Here is a 24,643-nt window from a genome sequence, read left to right as displayed (position 1 = left end):
TCCTTCCTAAATTAAATTCTGCTTCTGCACAATCCGGCGCAGCTCTTCTTTGGAGACCGGTTTCTGATCGCTTGAGCTGTACGTTCCCACTTGAGTTCTGACAGCATCCGGATAGGAGGTCCGTTTATCCCCCGGGATGACGTACATATCTTCAAATTCCCAGGCTGTCGTCGATTCTTCAAAGGTCATCAGTTCTTCGTACATTTTTTCTCCAACTCTTAACCCTATCTCCTGAACTGTGATTTCATGTGTGTCCAAGCCATAAGCAAGACATACTTCCTCCCGGACCACTTCAATGAGGTCCTGCAGGGAAATGACCGGCATTTTCAAGACGAAAATTTCTCCCCCCTGTGCTCTCGTCAGTGAGCGGATCGTTAAGGAAGCGGCTTCGTCAATCGTCATCATGAACCGCGACATCCGATCATCCGTCACGGTAATCCGCTTCTTCTCTACCATCTGCTTAACAAACAGAGGAATGACAGACCCTCTGGACCCCATGACATTTCCGAAACGCACACTGGCAAAAATTGTACCTTCTTCTGATTTGTGCTGTTCGGAGGATAAAAGAAGTCGTTCAGCAATCAGCTTGGAGGCTCCATACGTATTCGTCGGAGAAATCGCTTTATCTGTACTCGTGAACACAACCTTTTTGACACCGCGGGCCTTTGCTGCCCGCACCACGTGCCGTGTTCCTGCTATGTTGGTAAGCACCGCTTCATACGGGTTGTTTTCACAAAAAGGAACATGCTTCATAGCGGCCAGGTGAAACACGTAATCTACGTTTTCCATTGCATCATAGACTGTTTCGTAATGACGGATGTCTCCTAGAATAAAATGCACCCGCGGATCGGACTTCAATTCTTTTTCCAATTGATACTGCTTATATTCATCACGGCTCAACACCTTGATATACTTGGGGGATTCATTCAAAAGGGCAGCCACAATCCGCTTTCCAATTGTGCCCGTCCCACCAATTACCAGAATGCCCTTATTTTTATAAAACACTCTCTTTCTCCTTCCCTCATATCTTTCTACCTGATCATGCTTATGTATATGCTATTTTTATAGAAAGGTGAAAATAATAGATAGAAACCCAGCCAGGAGCCGGCTCCGGTCCCTGGTTACAGGCTTTCAAGCAGATATAACCGATCCGATAAAGGGTGGATACGATAAGGAAGGTTTTTATTGGAAATCTTATTCAGAAGGGAATAAAAGTGTACGATTTCTTCTGTCGATAAAGATGGAAAGAACCGTTTCATTTTTTCCCGCCGGTCTTTTACGAAACGCAGCCTTTTTAAAGAGGGGACAGGGGCATGGGGGACCTGTTGGTTGTTCAACACGTTCAGAATGGCCGTGCAGGCGGACGGGATGGCCGGATGACTGTAATAATGAAAGAACTGATCAGGAAGTTCAGGCTTTTCAGCATGCTGCAGGATTTGAACGACTTCGTTCTCGGTGAACGCTTGGATACTCAGCCTGTCGGGAAAGTCCATCATGCCGGAGGAGTGAATCACAGGCTGGTAGGCGATGACCGGTTTTCTCAGCACAACCCCTTCAATTCCGGTTGTACAGCCGTTATGAATGACAGCATCCGCCCCGAGAATCCAATGAATCACACTACGCTCCCTATGGATGTGGATGTTACGGAACCCTTTAAACGCCTCCTTATAAACGTCGAGGCTTTCCCCGGGATGCGGACGGAATATGATGTTTTTTCCCGGATAGACCCGGCTCAGCGTCTGAGCGAGCTGGATAAAAGCATGGCAGAGCCTTTTTATTTTCTCCATTTCCGGCAGATGGACGTTATCTCTCACCCCGCCGATCGGATTATAAAACGTAAACCGGGTATTCATGAGGATATAAGAGCCGAAATCTGCCTGTATGACTTCTACATCCGAGGCGTACAGCTCTTTATAGATGTCATTCAGCAGGTCGAATCTGGGATTTCCGGTAATGGTACAGTTCTTTTCCATATGAGGATAAGCTTTTGTCAGGATGTTTTTTTGATGCTCCCCCCAGCAGCACACGTGGGAGAGTCCGCGAATATGCTCCTTCCTCATCCGCCGGCTGATGTATTTCGGAGCGTCGGGAATGAAAAAACCCTCTTCATCCAGTTCTACAATCTTATGATGACATCTCCCTATGTTTTCCACTACTCTTCTGCCGTACCCTTTCGAATAACCCTTGGCCAGGAAAATACCAAGCGGCAGCTTCTCTGCTGCCTGTTCCACCATCCGATGCTCTCCAATCACGACATGATACCCCTGACTTATGGCATGAAACGCAAGCAGTAACTTCGCATCCAGCTCTCTCACTTTCGTTTCAATCGGAAGATACAGCCACTTACGACTTCCGCTTTTCATTTCGTTGACCTCCTGCAAGACCTGCGAATAAAACATACGTATGTGACCCGTTCGATTCCTATGCTGAAAAAAAAGACCCCGGAAAGCGTCTCTCCAGGGTCCGTGATTTATTCATATTCTTTTTCAATCGTTTTCGTACTTCTGACGGTATCAATCGGGCGCACGTAATTTTCGATCTCCTCACGCTTCGGCACCAGCTTCGGCGGGAGGGAGAGCATTTCACCGAGGGTTTCATACGGCTCATCCCCCATAAATCCAGGTCCGTCGGTCGCAAACTCAAACAAAATCTGAGGCGCTACTTTCGCATAGAGAGAACCGAAATAATGGCGGTCGACAAAACCGGACGTGCGGAAACCGAATTTCGGAAGGTGATCAATCCATTCCTGGAGGGCCCCACGGTCATGGACGCGGAAAGCAGCGTGGTGTACCGTACCATACCCCTGACGCGCATCTGGAAGGACAGCGTTGTATTCAACAATGACCGCAGCTCCGTTTCCACCTTCTCCGACTTCGAACCTCGTAAAGGCTCCTTCTTCAGCGGTTTGACGGAAATTCATCACTTTCTGCAGCATGTCCTTGAAGTAATCCGCCTTATCTACGCGGACATACAACGGCCCTAATCCAGTGATGGCATATTCGTTCGGTACAGGCCCGGCCTGCCAAGGAATTCCGGCAGACACACCATTGTCTTTTTCATCAGAAATCAATTCATACGACTGGTCGTCAAAGTCGACAAACGGAAGAACCTTGTTCCCAAAACGTTCCTTAATGCCCTTGTGCTTCACATCCAGCCGGTCAAAGCGTTTAACCCAGTAGTCCAGAGCCTCATCATTCGGTACCCGGAACGACGTTGTGGAAATTTCATTCGTCCCGTGGGACCCTTTCGGAATGCCTGGGAAATCGAAAAACGTCATATCCGTACCGGGATTCCCCCGATCGTCTGCAAAGAACAAGTGGTACGTTTCAATATCATCCTGGTTGACGGTCTTTTTCACGAGGCGCATCCCAAGTACATAAGTGAAGAATTCGTAGTTTTTTTCCGCACTGCTCGTAATCGCGGTGACATGGTGAATCCCTTTCAGTTCGTTCATGTCCATTCCTCCATTTATTTGTTCATCCTTTTGATATTATCTCAGTTTCAAGATAAATATACCTTGCAGATGAACAAATGTCAAATCCACTGTTCTCAACCAATCTCAACCTCTCATAAGTTAGATGTAGAAAGTTACGGAAAAAGCATTGACTTTTAGTGAAAAATTGGATATTTTATAAACCTTAGTAATTTTATCAGTTTTATAGGATAAACAATTAAAGGAGGTCTTTTTTTATGGAAACATTTCTTGTTCTTTTGAACATTGTACTTATTTCAACTCTTATATTCGTATTGATCCGCATGCAGCAGAAACACGTCTCTTTCAGTAAGCGTGTGTTCACCGGTCTTGGTCTCGGCGTGCTGCTTGGGGTTTATCTGCAGACCGTATTCGGCGCAGACTCTGCCATAACCGCCCAGACGACAGACTGGTATAACATCGCCGGACGCGGCTATGTGCGTCTCCTGATGATGATAGTCATCCCATTGATTATGGTTTCGATCATCCAGTCCATTATCAATTTGGAGAAAACATCGGAGCTCGGACGCATTTCTCTCTGGATTATCGGAATATTAGTCGGAACAACAGCCATCGCCGCACTTGTCGGGATCGGCAGCTCCTTTGTCTTCGATTTGAACGCCAGTGAAATTGAGGCCGGCCAGGCCGAGTCCGACCGGGGAATATACTTGGAAGAAACGCTCACAGAGGTCCAGGACTTGTCCACACCGGAAAAAATTCTCGAATTCATCCCGGCCAATCCCTTCCTCGATATGACCGGTGACCGTGCCACGTCCACCATCGCCGTCGTGATTTTCTCTGCGATTGTTGGTATCGCTGTTCTCGGCGTACGCCGCAAGCAGCCCGAACATGCCAAAACATTCATTAACATCATCAACGCTTTTTATGCGGTCGTCATGCGGATTGTTACCCTCGTTCTACGCCTGACACCCATTGGTATTCTTGGTTTAATGGCGACAACGGTCGCCCAGACCAATATCGCCGGTATTTTAGAGCTTGGTAAATTCGTCCTTGCCTCCTATGCCGCCCTTGCTGTCATGTTTATCATTCATCTTGTTCTGATTGGAGCGTTTGGATTGAACCCGTTCACGTACTTGAAAAAAGTGCTGCCGGTCCTCACCTTTGCTTTCACGTCCAGATCCAGTGCCGGAACGATTCCATTAAATATATCAGCCCAGAAAAACAGTCTTGGTGTTGATGAAGGAGTCGCCAACATGTCGGCATCCTTTGGAGCGACGATCGGGCAGAACGGCTGTGCCGGCATCTATCCTGCGATGCTTGCTGTTATGATTGCTCCTTCTGTCGGAATTGATCCGCTCAGTCCTGGATTCCTCGTGCAGCTTGTGCTGATTGTCGCCATCAGCTCCTTTGGTGTTGCAGGTGTCGGAGGCGGAGCGACCTTTGCTGCTTTGATTGTTCTTTCTTCCATGAACCTGCCTGTCGCACTTGCGGGACTGCTCATTTCTGTAGAGCCGCTGATCGACATGGGCCGGACAGCACTCAATGTCAACGGCGCTATGACATCAGGGACATTGACTTCACGTGTCTTGAAAAAGTTGAACGTCAAACGCTTCAACGATAAGGAAGCCGTTGAAAAAGATATTGCTGTTTAAACCAAAAAAGGTTCTGCTCCCAAGGGAGCAGAACCTTTTTCTTATCAACCAACGGTTTCAGGATCTAGGACAAATGGTGTTCAATCACATCCCGCACCTGTTTTCCAGTCGCATGTTTATTTACCCTCTTCATGACAAACCCCTGGACTTCCCCATAGTCAGACTCATCTTCCGCTCCGGTTTCTTCAATCGCATACTGAACAAGGAACGGAAGCTGTTGATCAGTCAAGGTATAGTCTTTCTTTTTCAAACGAAGTTGATCCAGAAGGAAACCCAGCATGTCCGCCCTGATCAAGTCCAGATCTCCTTTGCCGGCTGCCTGTCGTTTCTTTACTTTTTCATAAAGATCGATTTTCTTATCTAAATCTTTACTGGTGGTTAACGGCATATCTTTCAACTGTTGAAAAAGTTGAGCCTCCTCACTTAAGGCTGTGGGCACATTCACATCATCCACGTTGATATGTCCCCATCCACCTGTGGCCCGGTCAGTTACGCGGATCAACAGCTGCTCTCCGATAAACTCGGAGGCATCCCATTCGACACGGCGGTAGGTTTCTGCATTTCTTCCAGTGGCCTCTTTCAGCACTTGATCGTCGGAAGCCCTGACGAGTGCGACGGACAGTTCTTCGACATTTTTTCCTCCACCGATTAGAAAATCAATTTGTCCGCTCCCGGAGAGTTCAAATACTTCGGACTCCATCACACCAGTAGCTGCATCTCCGCCGGCAGCATCCAGGAATCCCCACAAGTGGAAGCGTTCGAGATCTGTGGAATCCTCCGCCTGATCAAACGGACCGCCCCATCCCCAGTCCTGTTTTGCTGTAATATGGGCATCGGAGAAAGCGTCCCCCTCCACAACATTCCATCCCGATAAATCACCATTTTGAAAGTCATGGTTCGGCAGTTCCCCATGAGGAGGTACCGTCGGCTGCTCCTTCTCATACACCGGTTCGACTTCACCAAATGCTCCGTTCAATTCCCATACGTCCATAGATACAACTTCCACTTCTCCCCCTTCACTCCAAAGTTCAATGCCGAGGGCGTCATAACTCGTTGGATAAACACGGGACGTTATACTCTTCTGCTCATTGGCATAGGCTTCAACCATGGAACGATCCAGATAAACGTGGAGATTCCAGTTCCCGTCCTCCAACAATAGCTCTCCACCTTGGATTCCCTTGCTGACATCAGGATTCAAACTGGAGTCGTTCCGGTCAATCGCAAAGTGCTCTTCTGATTGATCATAGAACAGCAGGGTTTCTTCCCCGCTTTCCTTACTCTGCCGAACCTTCAGTCCTGCTTTATCCGCCTCTTTCATATCGATCTCGAGAACAACCTCCAACAAATCTCCTTCTACATCCTCTATCTGTTCATTTGCCTGCTCCATCGACTGATTCTTCATGGAGACAAGCTGGCTGCCACGCAGCGTTTCCAGCTCTTCGATCGGTTTCAATCCAAGATCCCCCCCACGACTTAGAGAAAGTTCAACGGGAAGGCCGGCATTATGAGCCCATCCAGCATCATAATGTTCCTGCTCGCTTCGCTTATCCTGGGCGATGCTGAATAAAAGCGGTGTGCCATCCTCATCAATCATGCCGCTTGGACCTGTGAAGTGCTCTCCATAATCAAACTGCCTCGGTTCTTCATGATCCGGTACAAATTCCAGTTTGGCCGCATCCCATGTCCCCACCCAGTAGAACGTATATTTCACATTGTGAGGGCTGTAGCCGTCAAACCATGGATTGATAAAGAAAGCATACTTTTCTTTTCCTGTGTCATCTTTACCGATCGGAAGGAAGACCGGAAGTTCCCACACATCCCCGGTTTTCGGATACGTCTCCGAGTCTCCTGTGAAAAACGGTTTTTCATACGTCCAATTCTTTAAATCCTTGGACGAATACAACAAAGCCGTCCCCCCGACTTGATCAATTCCGGATCCCATTAATTGATACCATGTATCGCCGTCTTTGAAGACGAACGGATCGCGGAACTGCCCATACATGACCTCCCCGTCTTCTGCGGGCAGGTTTTCCTCCTGTACAGTGACAGGCTCATCCAGCATCCGCCAGTCTTTCAATAAGGGATCCTCTGGATTCTCACTGAAGGCAAGACCAGTCATCTGGTTCGGGAATCTGCTGTCATCACCGGCCGTGAAGAATAAGTAAGGTTCACCGTTATCCACGACAGCACTTCCGGACCAAACCCCGTCCGGGGCCACCGATCCTTTCTCCGGTGCCAGAGCCTCCGGCATTTCTTCCCAATGGACGAGATCCTCACTCACCGCGTGCCCCCAGTGAATCTGATGCCAATACGGTCCTTGAGGGTTCTTCTGATAAAAGATGTGGTATTTTCCACCAAAATAGAGCGGGGCATGCGGTTCATTCATCCAATGCTCAGGCGGCATGAAATGATACTGCGGACGATGCTGATCTCCGGCATAACGGGTACGATCCCAGTACAGCTCTGGTTTAGGAAGTTCCCCTCCCTCCATACCGCTGATCGTATCATCAAAAGATTTTTTCAGTTGTTCGGTCGTTTTAGCTCCATTGGAAATCTTCACGTCATCCATCAATCCGTGAAACATGTTGGCTTCAAAAACCCCGTTTAAGAGAGCGGCCTTGTTATGCTTTCCTATGAGTAAATCTTCTTCTGATGAGGCAAGAGAACCGGATGGCGTCGATGATTCTCCGACAAGTTCACCATTGATATAGACGCGCAGCTTCTGCTCACGACGGTCAAATACACCAGCGACATGAGACCATTGATCTTTTTCAATCATATGGTCACCGGAATCCACTTCCACCCATTCGCCTCCAATGCCTGCCTTGAAAGCCAGAACTCCGTGACGACCCATCCCGAGCACATATCCTTCCTTTTTCCCTGGATCGTGCTGATTGACGATGGCCGACACCTGATTCAGGTCCCCCCATTCATAGGATCTCGGGGCCACCCAGCCCTCAACCGTTAAAGCATCTTCGGGCTGAATTACATCCTCTGCCTTCTGCGTCACCCATGTGGAGTACCCATCAAACAACAGCGCATTGTCCTTTAACCCTTTCCGCCACAATGGGTCGGAATCTGCTTTATATTCAGCCTCATTAAATACATAATGGACGGGATCTACTTCGCTGCTGACAGCTTCTTTAGTGACAGCCCCCTGCTCCTCATCAAACGGATAGTGGACGAGTGTGCCGGTCTGGTTGACCTGGAAATGATCGACATTAATATGTCCCCACCCGCCGGTGGCGCGGTCCACAATTTTCAGGTATACTTCTTCTCCTCTATAATCGGAAGCATCCCACATAACTTCGTGATAGGCCTCGCTGTCTTCCCATTTTTCATTGGAAGCTTTAATCAATTCCTTATCATCCGAAGCTCTCACTAAGGCCACATACAGTTCATCAGGATTGTTTCCACCACCGATTAAAAAGGAGATTTCTCCTGTGCCTGACAAAGTGAAGACATTGGAATGCAGCACACCTGTCTGGTCGTCCCCATTTCCCAAAGCCCCCCACAGATGGTAATCCCCGTTATGATTAAAAGGGCCTCCCCAACCCCAATCCGTATGGTCGGTGATACTTTGATCAGTAAAGGCCTCTCCTTCCACTGCAGTCCAACCCGTAAGATCACCAGTTTCAAAGTCTCCATTAATCAGCGTGTTGGTTTCCGGACTTCCTTCATGGTAAACCTGGAAGTCATCCACATTCAGATGACCGAACCCTTCTGTATGAAAATCCACCACTTTAATATAAAGGGTTTCCCCTATATAATCGGCAGCATCCCAGGAAACACGCCGATACTTTTCATCATCTGCTCCTGTAGCTTTAAACAATTCCTTCCCATCTTCAGCACGGACAAGGGAGACATACAGCCGGTCAAGATCCTCACCACCGCCGACTAAGAAGTCCACTTTCCCCTGTCCGGACAGCGTAAAGGGAGCGGACTGAAGCGTACCTGTACGAAAGTCGGAATCCGGAACATCCTCCGAAAATCCCCACAAATGGTAGTCCCCTTCATGATCGAAGGAGTTTCCCTCCCAATACGTCTCTACTTCGGATACACCTGAGGAAAACGCGCTTCCGGCCGCTGTCCACCCGGTCAGATCCCCTGTTTCAAACCCCCCGTTTTCCAAAGTTTCCGGAGAAGAGGCCGGCACTTCGTCCAAAGCTTTTTCGGGAGGAGCTGATTTCAGAGGAGTTACACGCAGCATGGTCACCGCTGCTTCTCCGTCCCGGCTGTAAGCATGGAGTTCTGACTGGGATGTATCTCTGAAAATCTGATCGGTCCATACCGACCTTCCGTTATCTGCGAACATTTCAATCGAATTCCGGTCAACGATGATAGACAGATCCACCGTTCCATCCCCGCTTTTTATCGGTCCGTTATGAACAGCTGCGAAATGCCCAGAAAAATCACTTTCCCCTGAAGCTGTTCGGTCAAGAGCCACTTTTTCCTCTTCTGGAAATATGGAGATCACCGTTTCCTCTCCACTTTCATTCGTAAGCTTCAGTCCAAGTTCTGAAGCTGTTGTCTTTTCCATATCAAAGGATGCTTCAATTTGGATGAGATCCTCCACTTCACCAAACGATTTCTCCCCGCTCAACGTTTGTTGTTCCCACTCCTTTCCTTCCTCCTTCAACTGACCAAACTCCTCTGCCGGCTGCTGCTGGATGCTGTACTTTCCTCCTCCCTCGTCCAGGAGAGTCAACTCACGTGGAAGGGACATAGTACCCCTGGAACCGTCGGAGGGAATTTCCTGTCCATACTGCCAATTGTTCATCCATCCGATCAGCACGGTTCTGTCCTGTTCTTCAGGTAGATTGTTCCATGTGACCCCGGCATACATATCTCCCCCATAATCGAAAGGAACAGGTCCTTGTTCGGCCTGAAACTGTGAACCGTTGAATTCACCGATATAATATTCCATCCCTGAGCCGCCTGCTTCGGCACCTTCACTGATGCTGACGATCAAAGCCCATTTATACTCATTTTCCTTTCCTTCCACTGGGAGCCGGACAAGGTCCGGGCACTCCCAGACCCCTTCTCCACCGCTTGGGCGCTCGAACGTATCGACATGATCCCACGTCTTTAAATCTTTCGACTGATAGAATTCAATGGACTGCCCTCCGGAAAGAAGCATCACCCATTGTTCAGTTGCTTCATGCCAGAATACTTTTGGATCCCGGTACACATCCTTCCCCTCAGGCCTGTCAATCACAGGATTGCCCTCATACATGGTCCATGACATTCCTTTGTCATGACTGTAGGCAAGACTCTGGATCTGACCGCCCTTTTTCTCCTGCGTAAAAAGAGCGACCATCGGTGCCGTTGACCCGTTCTTAAAGCCCGAGGTATTTTGTTCATCTACAACAACACTCCCCGACCAGATGAATCCTTTCTCATCTGGAAAAAGAGCTGGAGAAAGCTCCTTCCAGTTGATGAGGTCTTCACTGACGGCATGCCCCCAATACATAGGCCCCCACACATTACCAGCAGGGTTGTGCTGATAAAACAAATGGTATTCCCCATCGTAATAGACGAGGCCATTGGGATCGTTCATCCAGTTCTCATCCGGGGAATAATGAAAAGCAGAGCGGTAGGCAGACGTTTCCGCTGTCACCACCGCCGGCAACAGCACAGCCATTACGAAAAAAAAGAACAAGACAAATACAGTCTTCGGGAACCTCCAAGTCAATCGAATTCCTCCTTTACATTGTAAGCGCTATCATTTTGTTATAAATTTTTTTCATTTATCATCACATTACACATATACAAAAGGAGACGGCTCACCACCGCCTCTTTCTGATTATGAAACAGCATCCAAACGGAGTTGATTCGTAAACAAAGCCACTACCAAGAAGAGAATAAGGTTCACAGAATAGAGAGGTAAAATCCCTGGGACATACCGGATGCACACCAACAGCAGCACGATCCCGGCGGACAATGAAACAAGCCGGCCCGGATAGCACATGAGCAGATGAAAGGCGCGTCGAAGCGAAGGTATTGTCTTTTCACCGCTGCCCAGCGGGAGAAGCGTCAGCATAAGCAGAAGAAAAAGGCCGGACATAAGAAAAATGGTGCCGCTGACAAACAGGTAAAATAGAATTCCCTGAAACTGCAGACTTGTATATAAGTTCAGACCAAGGAGAATAAAAACGACGGATCCTCCTGTAAAAACCGTATTGGAAGAAAAGAAAGACTGCCGATAGATACGCCGGAAATAGGAAAACGACGCCGGCCGCTCCCCTGCCACCCACTCCTTCAATAAAGCTGAAGCAGCAGCTGAAGCTGGAAACACCCCGAAAACGAGCAGCCCTGCCATGCTGAATGTCAGCCATAATATATTGAGAACAGCCAGCCGCATCAGCCAGTCACAGCATTGATAAATAACAGAGCCGGTTCCTTTCATGAATATTCTCTCCTTTCAGGAATGGTTTTCTGCCCAGATGGAGGGCCGTTGATCAATGACCATGTCCTTCACGGCCGCATACCCTTTTATACTTTCCAGCTTCATGAGTTGGGACAGGCCTGTTTGAGGAAAGTACAGATTTGTCATACCGATCTCTCCAGTATTTACAAACATCTCCACCGAAGAAAAATCACAAACGACCGTCAAGGTAACCTCATCGAAACTGCCAGCTATGTCAGCTGTACATACGGCAGCGTAATGGTCGGAAAAAGCAGGCACACATTCATCCCGGACCACATACGCCCTCCCATTTTCGACACCAAAGCGATATCCGCCTTCACCCGTATGAAAAACCGTACCTTCCACATGGGAATCTGCCTGGAGCTCCAAGGTGATTTTCCATACAAAGGGGGCATCAGGCTGTGATTGAATGTGCGGGGATCCAGGAAGCAGTTGAACCCCGCTGCCTGGAGCGCTGTTGGCCACAGAATGAATCAAATCAGCCACCGGCATCTGCTTCAGCACACTTTCCCCGGAAACCTTTGTAAGTATCAGTTCTCTCGGGAGGGTCATCGCACTTCTCCAAGGATCTGTCGGTACGTCGTTGGCATACTGCCAGTTACTCATCCAAGCGATAATCACACGCCGGTCACGAAGGTCTGAAAAAGACTGGGCAGCATAAAAGTCTTTCCCGAAATCAAGCCATTTGACTTCATCCTGCTGCTGGTCAGGGAAAAAGGCCGACCCGTCAAAAACTCCCGTAAAATACTGTGTCCCTGAACCCCCGGATGGTCCTCCGGCATCAATGCCGATCATCAGGACCCATTCTTCAACTCCAGTCTTTTCATTGACCATAGGAAACAAATCAGGGCACTCCCATGTCCCTTTCTGTTCTCCCCACCCTTCCCCAAAAGAACTGGCAAAGGTCCACTGCTTTAGATTTTCCGATGTAAACAGCTGCACCTGTTTTCCAGCAGCTAATACCATCACCCAGCGGGAAGAGGACGAATGCCAGAACACTTTCGGATCACGAAAGTCTGCAATGCCGGGATTCTCCAGTACAGGATTTCCGTCATATTTCACCCACGTCCGTCCACGGTCTTTACTGTAGGCAATACTCTGCCGCTGGAGGTCACCATCAGCACTTGTATAAACAGCGACCAGTCCTTTACCTCCGTCAAAAAAACCGGTGGTATCCTCATGATCAACCACTGCACTCCCTGAAAAAATCATCCCCTGCTCATCCGGATGCAGAGCGACAGGCAGGTGCTCCCAAGTCACCAGGTCCCGGCTTACCGCATGTCCCCAGTGCATCGGCCCCCACTGTGTACTGTACGGATGGTATTGATAAAACAAATGGTACTCACCCTCAAAGTAGACGAGTCCGTTCGGGTCATTCATCCACATCTGCTCGGGTGTAAAATGGAGGTGAGGGCGGTACTTTTCTTTATAATAGCCATGGGCAGGCATCGTTTCATAATGTGTCATAACGGCTGCACACTCCTTCCTGTTAATTCTTCGAACCTGTATGAGTCAGGCCCTGAACATAGTAACGCTGTAAAAACGTGAAAATTAAAAGCATAGGAACCGTTGCAATCGTAAGAGCCGCCATGACCTGCCCCCATTTAATCGGCGGTTCGTTCATGAAGTACTGAAGACCGATCTGAATGGTCCGCATGCTTTCATCCGATGCTACAACAAGCGGCCACAGGAAGTCGTTCCAATGATTGATGAACAGTACAATCGCTACGGTTGCAAAAACCGGCTTCGACAGCGGAACGATAATCCGGAAGAAAATGCCGATCTGTGAGCATCCATCAATTTTAGCTGCCTCTTCCAGTTCTTTAGGGAAATCAAGAAAGAACTGTCGGAAGAGAAAAATGGCAAAGGCGTTCGCGATAAACGGCACGATTAATCCTGTGTAGGTATTCACCCATCCAAGATCATACACAAGAACATACAATGGAAGGAAAATGCTCTCCGGCGGGATGATTAAAGTAGCGATGATCACCCCCAGCCAAAAACCAGCCAGAGGAAACCGGAACCTTGCAAGAGCGTACCCTGCCATCGAATTTACGACCAGTCCGAACACGATAATGCCTGTCGTATAAATTAGACTATTGATGATATACCGAAGCAGATCCACACGTTGGAAAGCTGCGATATAGTTTTGAAAATAGCCGCCTTCCACTTCACCTGGTGCTGGAGGCAGAAAAGCCTGCAGAGACTTCATATCCTTGAAAATCTGAAACTCGTTTTTCAAAGATGAAACCAGCATCCAAATAAGCGGAAATAAGAAGATAAAGGTCAGTAGAATTAAAGACGTATACAAAACTACGGTCTGCATCTGTTTTTTCCTTTTCATTTCCCTACCCCCCTCTCTTCACGGACAAGGATCCGCTGAACAATGGTGATCACAAGGACAATAACGGTAAAGACGACAGCCATCGCCGAAGCATAACCGACATCACGATAGTTAAAGCCAGTTTCATAGATATGGTAGACGAGAGACTTCGTAGAGCCGAGCGGTCCTCCCTGTGTCATGATCATCGGCTGGACAAGGAGCTTAAAAGCAGCAATACTGATGGTTATGAAAATGAATAAGGCAATGTTTTTCAGACCGGGCAGGGTCACATGCAGAAACTTCTGCCAGCTGCTTGCTCCGTCAATATCAGCTGCTTCATACAAATGATTGGGGATATTTTGAAGGCCGGCCAGAAAAATCATCATTTGAAAACCAGCGCCCTGCCACACAGACATGACAATAATCGAATTCATCGCTTGATCCGGACTGGTTAGGAATGGCTGCGGCTGGATTCCGACTAAACCAAGGAGCTGGTTGATCAGCCCTTCATTCGGGTTGTACATAAAGGTCCACAAAATCGATACAACAACTAAAGACATGACGACTGGTGAGAAAAAAGCGGTTCGAAAAAATACCCGGAAACGGATTTTTTTGTTAATCAGCAGCGCAAGGCCCAGCGCTACGGCCAGTTGAACCGGTACAACAATCACCGAAAAATAGACTGTATTCCAAAAGGCCTGCCTGAACTCTGCATCCTGCAGAATGTATGTGAAATTTTCCAGGCCGATCCACGAGATATCGTCCGGCTTTAAAATATAAAAGTCTGTGAAGCTGTAATAAAAGGCTGCCCCCATCGGGTACAGGAGAAAGACGCCCAGAAGGATCAAAGCCGGAGCAAGAAAGAAATATCCTGTAACGGCTTCCTGAAAAGCTTGAGACTTCCTTCGTTTCTGTTTCTTCGGGGATGGTACTTTCTGCAATGGCCTGCGGGTGTGAGACGTCGTACGATCACTGGTCAGGGATTTCGCTGAGGAACTGTTCCCACTCATGGATGGTTCTCCTTTCTTAATAAAAGCTGAAACTCGATTAAAAAGGATTCAGAGCCTGATCAGGCTCTGAATATGAGGGTTATTCTTCAAAACGTTTCAATTCCCGCTTTACACGCTGGACCTGTTGTTCCACAACGCTTTCTACGTCCTCACCGAGGGCAGCGGCATGGAAAGACTGGGCAAAAGCATCGGTAAGAACCGGATACGCCGGTGTCGATGGTCGGGCATGAGCGGTTTCAATGACCTGCTCTTTCATCACACTCCATGGCCTCTCATTAAATTTATCCATACTTTCGAAAGCGGATTTTTGCGCAGGAGGCATACCGGTTGCTTCGGAAATCTTGATCGCTGCTTCTTCATTAGTCATCCACTTCATAAGTTCAGCCGCCTGCTCAGGATGTTCTGTATTGTTCGTAACCGCGTAAGCCATACTTCCCGATGGGGAAACCCTTTCATCTTTATACGGATAAGGCATCATTCCCCAGTTCAAGCCGGCGTCCTCTGCAGATACAGCAATCCACGGACCACCGAGAGCAAGGGCAGCCTTCCCTTCTTCAAACTGCATTTCACCAGGACTTTCCGTCACAACGCCTTCTTCAAACAACGACTTCACGTATTGAAGCGATTCAAGGGTTTCGGGACTATTCAAGTAACCATCCACTTCTGTGCCATCTTCAGAAATCAAGGCACCTCCGTTGGACCAGGCTAAAGGAGCCCCCATAAATGTCAGCCACTCCCCGACTCCATAATTCATGAACAGATTCAACCCGTATTGATCATCGTTCGTCAACGTCTTCGCATGATCCATCAATTCATCCCACGTCCATGCTTCTTCAAGCGATTCCGCCGGCTCAATCCCGGCTTCCTCTAAAAGGTCTTTGTTGTAGTAGAGCATAACGGACGCTTCCATGGCTCCAAGAGAATATAGCTGGTCATCGTACGTCCCCTGCTGGATGATTGAATCTACATATTGGTTCTTCGTTTCCTCATCGATGTAATCATCAATCGGCTGAATAACGCCCGCATCCGCAAAACTTGCGACATATGGACCGTCCACAGCCATCACATCCGGAAGATTTCCGGCTACGAGGGCTGCGTTTATACTGTCGCTGTACGCACTGGCTCCATCATCAATGATCACCTCTGCGTTTACGTGAATATCTTCGTGTGCCTCATTAAAGCCATCAATCAAATCGATATACGCTTTCGTTTCTTCCTCCCCGGTCTGGTGAATCCAGAAGTCCATCACGACATCTTCGTCACCCGACGCTTCGACAGTCGTTTCAACAGAACCGGTTTCGACTGTATCACTGGATGCATTTTCACCAGAACCTGCTCCGCCGTCCCCCTCACTATTCGCTGTGCTGTCACTTGAACATGCGGCCATAAACAACAGGATCAGCCCAAAAACTACGTATCCGAACCTTTTCATCCCAACATTCCTCCCTAAAAGATTAAATGCCTTCGCAAACGTTTACGTAATCGTTTACTTTATGGTGAAAAAGAGAAGGCTCTTAATAAGAACCTCTCTGTACCAACTCTGAGTCCAAGATGATTTCCTGGTGCTCTCCTTTATATCCATCAATTCTTTTTAACAACTGCTCTACGGCAGTCTTCCCTAATTCAAAAGCCGGCTGTCTGACCACGGACAGTGGTGGAGAAGTCACTTTCATCCAATCGTAGTCATCATAGCCAATGACCGCCATGTCATCAGGAATAGCTATGTTCTGCTCCTGAAGGTAAGAGACCGCCCCCATCGTCATCACGTTGTTGGCGATAAACAAAGCCGTTACACCAGCGCGGTGAAGCTTCCCGGCCAGCGAATACCCTTCCTTGAATGTAGCAGGACCTTCCTGCATATACCCTTCTTCAATAGTCAGCCCCCGCTCCCGCAGTGCCTCTTTATATCCTTCCAGACGCTCATCACTCGTCGTAATACCAAGACTTCCTGTCACAAATCCAATTCTTTCGTGACCTTTTTCAATTAAAGCCGTTACGGCTTCATACGCTCCACGACGGTTGTTTACGAGAACCCTGTCTCCTTCACCTGTACTTGGATGACGATCAATAAAAACGACAGGATAGTTACCGGAGAATTCCTCCTTGTAGTCATACTCCCTGCCGTTGACCGGGGCAATGACAAGCCCATCAATCAACTGGGTATTGAAAACCCGAATCTGATCTCTTTCCGTTTCCGCCTGTTCATTAGAATTACTAAGAATAAGATTATAGCCGTTTTCCTTTAAAACCTGCTCAATACCATTGGCTACAGACATGAAGAAAAAGTTTGACGTATCCTCTGCCACCAGAGGAACAAGAAGTCCGATCGTACTGGACTTTTGACTTCTTAAGCTGCGCGCAATCCGGTTTGGCTGATAGTTTAAATCCTTCATAGCTGCATATACTTTCTGCTTTGTTGCTTCTGCGACATACCGTGTCTCATTGATCACATGGGATACAGTCGCTGTAGAAACCTTTGCTTTACTGGCTACATCTTTAATCGAAACCATGGCTGACTCCTTCTCCCCGCGGGCAAGTAATCGTTTACGTAATCGTTTACCTTAACTAGACTATATACTCAGAAAGCGCTTACGTCAACACAATTTTCATCTTTTCTTCCTTTTTCGAACACGCCTCATCCCCTCATGCACGGAAGAAAATACGAAGTTCCGCCCCAGCGTCAGGGCAAAAAAAATGACAACTCAGCTGATTCTTTACAGACTCCTTTCACGAATTTCTATATTTTTTCCGGGAAATTGTGATCCAATGTCCACCCTCCTTCGTTAGCTGTGTAAGAAATCAATTAAAGGAGAGTGTACACATGAAACAAATGAAAAGAATCTTGATCACATTAATGGCTTTGATGCTCCTTGTCCCATCCGTAGCTATGGCCGATCACCACAAATCAGCACAGACGGAGGCGGCCGATCTAAGGTCGACGCTTGATCAACTATTGTCCGAGCACTTCGTCCTTGCTACAACGTTTATGATGAAATCGTATGAAGACGCACCAGACACTGATGAAGTATGGAACAAGCTTGATCAGAACGCACAGGATATGACCCCGGCGATCGCATCCATTTATGGAGATGAAGCAGCTGCACAGTTTGAAGAAATCTTCCGCGGACATAACGATTATTCCGATGGTTTTGTAAAAGCTGCGAAAAACGATGATCCAGAAGCCCGTAAGATGGCGGAAGAGGAAGTTGAAGAATTCACGGAAGAATTCAGTACGTTCCTTGCATCTGCAACTGAAGGAAACCTTTCCAAAGAAACAGCCAAAGAAGTCCTGAACGCGCACGAACAAGATGTTTTGAATGTTTTTGACCACTATGTAAACGAAGAGTATCAGAAATCCTATACGGCTTTCCGCGAGGGCTTCAACCGTATGTTCGACATCAGTAAGGCCCTTTCTTCTGCCATTGTAACGCAGATGCCGGATTCCTTTAATGGAACCAAAGCAGATACACCAGCAGCAGATCTGCGTTCCAACATGAATGCTCTTGCTTCTGAACACTTCGCTTTAGCCGTTCTTGAAATGCAGAAAGGCTATGACCAGGCGGAAGACTACGATTTCGTAACTTGGGCTGAGAACCAGCACACCGCTGATTTCAAAGCTGCTATCGGTTCTATTTATGGTGAAGAAGGTGCAGCCCAGTTTGAAAAGGTATGGCAGCAGGATCATATCAACGCGCAGTCTGATGTGATTACAGCAGCTCTTGAAGAAGATGAAGAAGCAAGAAAAATGGCTGAACAAAGCCTGATGGCCTTCTCTGAGGACTTCGGTGCCTTCCTTGGTACAGCAACTGAAGGAAACCTTCCACAGGAGGATGCTGTTGAAGCGGTCTGGACTCACGAGGAAGATATCCTTCAGACCTTCGATCATTACGTGAATGAAGATTATGCAGCCACTTATGACTCTTTCCGTGAAGGATATGCCTTCATGTTCGGAATTGGCGAAACACTAAGCAGCGCTGTTGTGACACAGATGCCGGATCAATTCGGCGGAGAAGTTATGCCGGAAGAAATGCCTAAAACAGGCTTTGGTGGAACAAGTGATCAAGGGATCAACACATGGATGTGGGTCGCCTTCGGAGTCATCGCCGCAGCTTCTGCCGGCTTCATCTCCATCCGCAAAGCCAAACAGTAATGCTTAACATGGAAGAAGAGCTTCTGCTCTTCTTCTTTCCTTATGATAGAGAGGTGACAGTCCATGAAGCTCGATTGGAAAATGTATTTCACAATACTTGGCCTGACCGCGCTTGTTATGGTCGCCTATGAATTCAATGCGTTCACTTTTTGGAAGGACGATTCGGATGTTGTCCGGATTGAAAATGCTACACAGGCGTCCTACCAAGAGGCGGATGTGCCGGAGGAGCAAAAAGAAGAGATTTTGGACGGCGAATTTACAGTGATTAATAAAAACGGAAATATGAGGTCCGCTGACGTTGTGAAAAACCAAAAGCAGGAAGAAACAGGGATCACTCCTGCCACCATTTCCATCCCTGCCATTGACGTAGAAGCACCTGTAGAATCAGTCGGCATTCTGGATAATGGACAGATGGGTGTACCGGAGGATCCGCAGAAAGCCGGTTGGTTTGAACCAGGTACAGAGCCCGGCAGCACAGGAAATTCTGTCATCGCCGGACACGTGGACAGCCGGACAGGACCTGCTGTTTTTTATGATTTGGATCAACTGGAAAAAGGAGACGAAATTACCGTCTCTGATGAAAACGGGGAAGAAAAGACCTATGTAGTCGAAAAGCTTGAAAGTTATCCGATGGATGATTCCCCCATTGAAACGATTTTCGGATCTTCTGATGAAAAGCGTCTCAACCTTATCACATGTACAGGTGAATTTCTCAGCAGTATCGGCGGTCACGCTGATCGTCTCGTTGTGTATTCAAAACTGAAGGAACCAACACAGAATCAGGAGGATATCCAGCCCCCTTCCAACGTGCAGATCCAGGGTACGATGGTTACCTGGCATGCGGTACGCGAAGATTATGTGGCAGGGTACCGTGTTTACCGCAGCAAGGACGGGGAAACATTCGAAAAGGTCGCCAGTATCTCCAAGCATGAACGGAAATCCTATACCGATCCCGAAGCATCCGATTACTCCTACTACGTAACGACCGTCAATGAAGAAGGTACAGAATCGAAGCCTTCCAATACAACAGGAACAAAATAAACCACGTCTTCCGGTCAGACGTGGTTTTCCGCTTGTCATAGGAAGGGACGATCTTCTGTTTAGCAGAAGATCGTCCCTTTTTTCAATTCCTCATTAGATGGGGGTGCGCAGCATGTTCATTGGTGACACCTGCGGGGCCAAAACCGTCCCCTGACAGGCAGCCACGGATAAGCGTAACGTAATCATCTACACACCATGTCTGCTGGAAGTGCATGTTCTATTTCAAATTTCCGAAGACATTTTTCACTTTAGGCACCACATCGTGACTGCCTTCTTCTGTATCTTCCATCATCATCGCCACAAGCAAATCCTGATCCTGGGTATCCCAGGCGACGAACCATCCATTCACAGGTCCCTCTTCATCCTGGGATTTCTTTAATTCCGCTGATCCTGTTTTCCCTGCGAGGGAGATTCCTTCCACAACCGGCTCGTAGGCTGTTCCGTTTTTGTTCTGTACGACCGCTGTCAGATCATCACGGATCAAAGCCGCTGTTTCTCCGCTGATGACCTCTTCTTTCCAGACCTCAGATTCTTCCTCATTCACCAGAAGCTGCGGTTTGATCAGTGTCCCATCGGTAATGAACGGCGTGTAGGCAGCAGCCAGATGGACAGCGCTCATCTGCACCTGCCCCTGCCCATAGGCGGTTGCCGCAAGCAGCGATTCACTTTCAACTGTATCTTCGTTCATCAACTGGGAAGCTTCTATCGGATACGCAAACGGCAGATCCTCACCAAAACCAAATCCTGCTGCTTCCTCCAGGAAAGAATCTCCGCCGATATCCACGATCTGACGGGCGAAATAAATGTTATCCGACCGCATCAGTGCATCGCGGAGATTCACCTGACTGTCTGCTGCTGCCCCGGATACACGGGTAACGGAATAGCCGGCATCCGCCTCATACGTTTCTCCGGATATCGACAGCTCCTCTTCCGGATTAATCGTTCCTGTTTCCAATCCAACCGCTGCGGTGATCGGCTTAAACGTGGATCCCGGAGAATACGTTCTCGAAAACTTGTTCAAGGTCACTTCTTCCCCTCCAAGCCCTAAAGAAAGAGCTGTCGGGTTGTAGGAAGGCGTACTGACAAGGGCCTCCACACTTCCGGTCTCAGGATGAATCGCGGCCGCTGTTCCGGATTCGTCTTTCAATTGTTCATATACTTCCGTCTGGACATCCGATGAAATGGTCAGCGTGACGTCTTCCCCGTCCTTCGCTTTCTGTTCTGCGAGCACTTCTTTTGTTTCATTTTCCTCATCGGCAATATACACACGCCAGCCCGGTTCGCCCCGAAGCTGCTCCTCCATGACAAGCTCTAAACCGGATTTCCCGATGTTATCGCTCGTACTGTAGCCTTTTCCTTCGCGCTCTTCAAGCTCTTCAGCCGTGATACTACCCATATAGCCGGTCAAATGCGCGGCCGCTTCCCCTAAAGGATAAACACGTGCTTCTTTTCCATCATTGATCATGTAGCCAGCTGGCAGATCTTCAAATGCTGTCAGCCTCTCCTCATCATCTTCCGGAATCATCGCAAGCGGCACGAATACATCGTCCTTCACCCAGGACTGCTCCAGTTTCTGATCGATTTGTTCAACGGAGAGTTTGAGAATGTCCGCAAGCCCTTCCTTCAACTCTTCTTCCTCTTCCATCTTCCCTGGTACGATACCAACTTCCTTCACCGGACCTTTGACAGCCAGACCTTGACCGTCGCGGTCGAAAATCTCTCCGCGTTCAGAATCCAGCCGGGTGATCCTCACTGTATCGCCTTCCACCATCTGAGGGAAAATAAGGTCCGGGTGCCATTCCACCGCCCAGCGATCTTCCTCGTCGTTTTCCTCATAGACAAGTCCCGCCTGATGGCTGAATTCAATCGCACCGGCTCTTGAATCTACCGAAGCCGTATATTCATAGGCAGGTGGATCCTCTTGATCATAGCTTTCCCCCTCTTCGGGAAGATCGTATGTAATCGATATCTCCTCCGCGCCGATCCCTTCATAAATATCTTCATACCGGCTGATAAAATCCTCTTTCGTGATGGATTCCTTCGATGATTCACTTAAGTGACTGTACATCGTCTCATACTCTTTCTTTTCCCATGCGTCCATGTACGCGGAAAACGTATCCTGCGGCTCCGGCTGACTGCTGCAGGCAGAAAGCGCGGCCGTGATCAGGAGGACGAACAGGATCATCCATTTCTTCATCAAATCTCCCCTTATTTTTCTGTAATCAGACAAATTTTTCTATTTTCCATTATACCAGAGACAAGCCTTGGAAAAAGAAAAACGCCCGGTGTTCAGTTCACCAGTAAAGGAGCGTTCGGTGGTGAGGGCTGTGGGAACAGCACCCACCGACAAGCGGAACGTGATTACCAGAACGACGAAGCAGCTCCACCATTAAAAAACAAAAAAAGACGACCGATTGAATCGATCGTCTCCAGCTTCACCTATTAAATTCAATGATGTTTCCATCGGGATCCGTGATGTACACTTGATGCCATTCCGTTTTATTGACCGGCTTGTTCAGCATCTCCACTCCGTGCTTTTCCATTCTTTCGATAAACGCCTCAACATCACGGACTCTGACCGCAAAATGTCCGTCTCTGGAATCAATCTCTGTTGTACCACGGAGCGTTTTCCCTTCTTCATAAGCAATCAAGTGAATCTGTGTCGCTCCTACCTGATACCACGCGCCTGGAAAATCGAAATCGGGACGGTCGGGGCTTTCTTCAAATCCGAGCACTCCGCCATAAAAATGTTTGGCTTGTTCTATATCCGACACAATGACAGATACGTGGTGCAGTGATTCATACATGTACAGGTCCCCTTTCAAAAGTTACTCTGATATCAGTGTAATCCAATCGACCAGACTATTCCACTTTACGCTTCGCTTCATAAGCTTCTATAGGCTTATCTTTCTGACGGACGTTGGTCAGCCAGGCTTGATCGGCGTCGATCATTTTCTTCGCTGCGTAAATCAGAATGAACTGGATGACGATAATCGGCAGACCCATAAGACCTGATACGACATTCAATGGGGCCAGACCGCCGATCCTCATTAGAATCAGGGCAAAAGCAGTAATCACAGCCGCAATGATAATACGAAGCATCTTCGGCGGCTCAAAACGGCTCATATCCCGCGTACTTGTATAGGCGGCAATTGTATAAGTCGTGGAATCGAGGGTCGTCGTCAAGAAAATCAGGGCGACAATCATAAAGATGACAATGGCGATTTCCCCGAAAGGAAGCGTATTTAAAATCTCCGGTATCGCTGCCATACGTGCTTCTTCTTCCACGAAGTTCAAAATATCAAGATTTCCAGTCAGGTAGCGGTGGACACCAAGACCGCCAAGCACCCCTGTCGCCAGCCAGGAAAGCAGCGTTGGAGCGAGCAGGTACGTGAGAATCATCTCCTTGATCGTCCGACCCTGTGAAATTTTTGCTGCAAACACACTGTGCAGCATGGCCCAGGTCGCACTGTAGGCGAACCAGAAAATCGTGTTGCTTTGAATATGCGAGGTTTCCCCCTGATAGACCGATTCTGTGTTCAAGGAAAAGTCCAGGTAGTTGCTCAAGAGCACTGATACACTATCTGTGAAGTAGTTCAGGATGAAAACACCGGGGCCCCCGACGAGAATAAACAGCGCTAAGAACCCGGCAATATACATGTTCCATGTACTTAACCGTTTGATCCCTTTTTCGATGCCGAGATACGCACTGAGGGAAAATAAAAAGACCCAGACGATGGTAACGATGATCGTCAGCGTGAAATTCACCTGGATGCCGAGCAGATGAGAAAGGTTCTGCGTAATGATCGGCGCCCCCAGTCCAAGCGTGACAGCTGCTCCGGAAAGAATACTGATTAAAAACAACACATCCAGCAGCCGGCCTCCGATACCGTCTGTGAACTTATCTCCGAACAAAATCCGGCAGGCCTCTGAAATTCTCATCAGCGGACGTTTTTTTACGTGCAGTATGTATCCCATGGCTGGTGCTATCATGACAAAAATAGCGAACACTTGAAACCCCCATAAAAACATACTGTAGGCGTTCCCCCACAGCAGGGCTTCCACAGAACCAGCCTCTACTCCGGCCGGCGGGTCGTTGGCGACAGACGTCCACTGGAGCATCCCCGTCCGCATGATCGTCGATCCGACACCCATCGCGACCAGAATGGACGCGTACTCAAAAAGGGTGAACCTCGGCTTCTCCTCCGGATTCCCAAGAACCACTTTTCCGTATTTGGAAAATGCCAGGTAAAGACCTGCGGCGACCAGTAAAATGCCATACCATAAGTATCCCCAGCTGAATGATGCCACAATCGAATCAAAGACCGTATTCATAAGTTCCAACGACTGTGATTCATACAGAGCGAAAGGGATACTGATGGCCGCCATCAGCAAAAGTGATGGAATGAATATTTTGTAATCAATCATGTTTTTATTCATGCTATCTCCTCCCAATTTCTGCATACCCGCTGAAAAACGAATTATAACGATATTTTTCTAATAAAATATTTCCAACGAATCATTCCCCCTTTTCTTTCTTCGCTGTTCCGTTTACAGGATAGGTATGGAAGAACAAAAAAACCCGCCGGATCATCCGGCAGGCT

General features: G+C 48.1%; 16 protein-coding genes. 3 read left to right on the top strand and 13 right to left on the bottom strand.

Annotated features, from left to right (window positions below; translation table 11 throughout):
• Positions 1 to 6: 6 nt before the first annotated feature.
• From ACXAD6_RS01770 to ACXAD6_RS01760, 3 genes are all read right to left on the bottom strand, one after another.
• Positions 7 to 1,005: an SDR family NAD(P)-dependent oxidoreductase gene (locus ACXAD6_RS01770; RefSeq protein WP_474967376.1), complete on the bottom strand. Its 999-nt coding sequence runs from the start codon at positions 1,003 to 1,005 to the stop codon at positions 7 to 9.
• A gap of 116 nt (positions 1,006 to 1,121) precedes the next feature.
• Positions 1,122 to 2,363 carry a surface carbohydrate biosynthesis protein gene (locus ACXAD6_RS01765; protein ID WP_474967375.1) on the bottom strand — a complete coding sequence of 414 codons (1,242 nt, stop codon included), beginning with the start codon at positions 2,361 to 2,363 and terminating at the stop codon, positions 1,122 to 1,124.
• A 107-nt stretch (positions 2,364 to 2,470) separates the two neighbouring features.
• A complete protein-coding gene (locus ACXAD6_RS01760; protein ID WP_474967374.1) occupies positions 2,471 to 3,454 on the bottom strand; it encodes a ring-cleaving dioxygenase in 984 nt (327 codons plus the stop codon).
• Between the two features lie 236 nt (positions 3,455 to 3,690).
• On the opposite strand from ACXAD6_RS01760, the gene ACXAD6_RS01755 reads away from it, so the two are divergent.
• Positions 3,691 to 5,085 (top strand): L-cystine transporter, encoded by a 1,395-nt coding sequence (locus ACXAD6_RS01755; RefSeq protein WP_474967373.1) that lies wholly within the window; start codon positions 3,691 to 3,693, stop codon positions 5,083 to 5,085.
• A 64-nt stretch (positions 5,086 to 5,149) separates the two neighbouring features.
• Here the strand turns inward: ACXAD6_RS01755 and ACXAD6_RS01750 are convergent, their stop codons facing one another.
• The 7 genes from ACXAD6_RS01750 to ACXAD6_RS01720 all read right to left on the bottom strand — a co-directional run bounded on the left by ACXAD6_RS01750 (position 5,150) and on the right by ACXAD6_RS01720 (position 17,358).
• Positions 5,150 to 10,729 (bottom strand): GH32 C-terminal domain-containing protein, encoded by a 5,580-nt coding sequence (locus ACXAD6_RS01750; protein WP_474967372.1) that lies wholly within the window; start codon positions 10,727 to 10,729, stop codon positions 5,150 to 5,152.
• A 162-nt stretch (positions 10,730 to 10,891) separates the two neighbouring features.
• The gene (locus tag ACXAD6_RS01745; RefSeq protein ID WP_474967371.1) at positions 10,892 to 11,494 is read right to left on the bottom strand and encodes a DUF624 domain-containing protein; all 603 of its coding nucleotides are present in this window, start codon (positions 11,492 to 11,494) and stop codon (positions 10,892 to 10,894) included.
• 15 nt (positions 11,495 to 11,509) lie between these two features.
• Positions 11,510 to 12,982 (bottom strand): glycoside hydrolase family 32 protein, encoded by a 1,473-nt coding sequence (locus tag ACXAD6_RS01740; protein WP_474967370.1) that lies wholly within the window; start codon positions 12,980 to 12,982, stop codon positions 11,510 to 11,512.
• 22 nt (positions 12,983 to 13,004) lie between these two features.
• A complete protein-coding gene (locus tag ACXAD6_RS01735) occupies positions 13,005 to 13,859 on the bottom strand; it encodes a carbohydrate ABC transporter permease (protein WP_224871035.1) in 855 nt (284 codons plus the stop codon).
• Positions 13,856 to 14,848, bottom strand: a complete 993-nt coding sequence (locus tag ACXAD6_RS01730) for a carbohydrate ABC transporter permease (protein ID WP_474967369.1) — start codon at positions 14,846 to 14,848, stop codon at positions 13,856 to 13,858. The genes ACXAD6_RS01735 and ACXAD6_RS01730 overlap by 4 nt, the downstream gene beginning before the upstream one ends.
• A gap of 79 nt (positions 14,849 to 14,927) precedes the next feature.
• Positions 14,928 to 16,280 carry an ABC transporter substrate-binding protein gene (locus tag ACXAD6_RS01725; protein ID WP_474967368.1) on the bottom strand — a complete coding sequence of 451 codons (1,353 nt, stop codon included), beginning with the start codon at positions 16,278 to 16,280 and terminating at the stop codon, positions 14,928 to 14,930.
• Positions 16,281 to 16,362: 82 nt separating this feature from the next.
• A complete protein-coding gene (locus tag ACXAD6_RS01720) occupies positions 16,363 to 17,358 on the bottom strand; it encodes a LacI family DNA-binding transcriptional regulator (RefSeq protein ID WP_474967367.1) in 996 nt (331 codons plus the stop codon).
• Between the two features lie 311 nt (positions 17,359 to 17,669).
• Between ACXAD6_RS01720 and ACXAD6_RS01715 the strand changes: the two genes are divergently transcribed.
• Both ACXAD6_RS01715 and ACXAD6_RS01710 read left to right on the top strand, forming a co-directional pair.
• On the top strand, positions 17,670 to 18,998 hold the full coding sequence (locus tag ACXAD6_RS01715; RefSeq protein WP_474967366.1) for a copper amine oxidase: 1,329 nt from the start codon (positions 17,670 to 17,672) through the stop codon (positions 18,996 to 18,998).
• Between the two features lie 63 nt (positions 18,999 to 19,061).
• Entirely contained in the window at positions 19,062 to 20,039 is a 978-nt protein-coding gene (locus ACXAD6_RS01710; protein WP_474967365.1) for a class F sortase, read from the top strand.
• 217 nt (positions 20,040 to 20,256) lie between these two features.
• Here the strand turns inward: ACXAD6_RS01710 and ACXAD6_RS01705 are convergent, their stop codons facing one another.
• The 3 genes from ACXAD6_RS01705 to ACXAD6_RS01695 form a co-directional block, all read right to left on the bottom strand.
• Complete coding sequence (locus ACXAD6_RS01705; protein ID WP_474967364.1) at positions 20,257 to 22,236, bottom strand: penicillin-binding transpeptidase domain-containing protein; 1,980 nt, start codon at positions 22,234 to 22,236, stop codon at positions 20,257 to 20,259.
• Between the two features lie 238 nt (positions 22,237 to 22,474).
• The gene (locus tag ACXAD6_RS01700; protein WP_474967363.1) at positions 22,475 to 22,846 is read right to left on the bottom strand and encodes a VOC family protein; all 372 of its coding nucleotides are present in this window, start codon (positions 22,844 to 22,846) and stop codon (positions 22,475 to 22,477) included.
• A gap of 55 nt (positions 22,847 to 22,901) precedes the next feature.
• The gene (locus tag ACXAD6_RS01695; protein ID WP_474967362.1) at positions 22,902 to 24,479 is read right to left on the bottom strand and encodes a BCCT family transporter; all 1,578 of its coding nucleotides are present in this window, start codon (positions 24,477 to 24,479) and stop codon (positions 22,902 to 22,904) included.
• Between the last annotated feature and the right edge of the window lie 164 nt (positions 24,480 to 24,643).

This window comes from Halobacillus sp. ABH2_015, from assembly GCF_056158945.1.
This window is presented reverse-complemented; position numbering and strand designations above follow the sequence as displayed.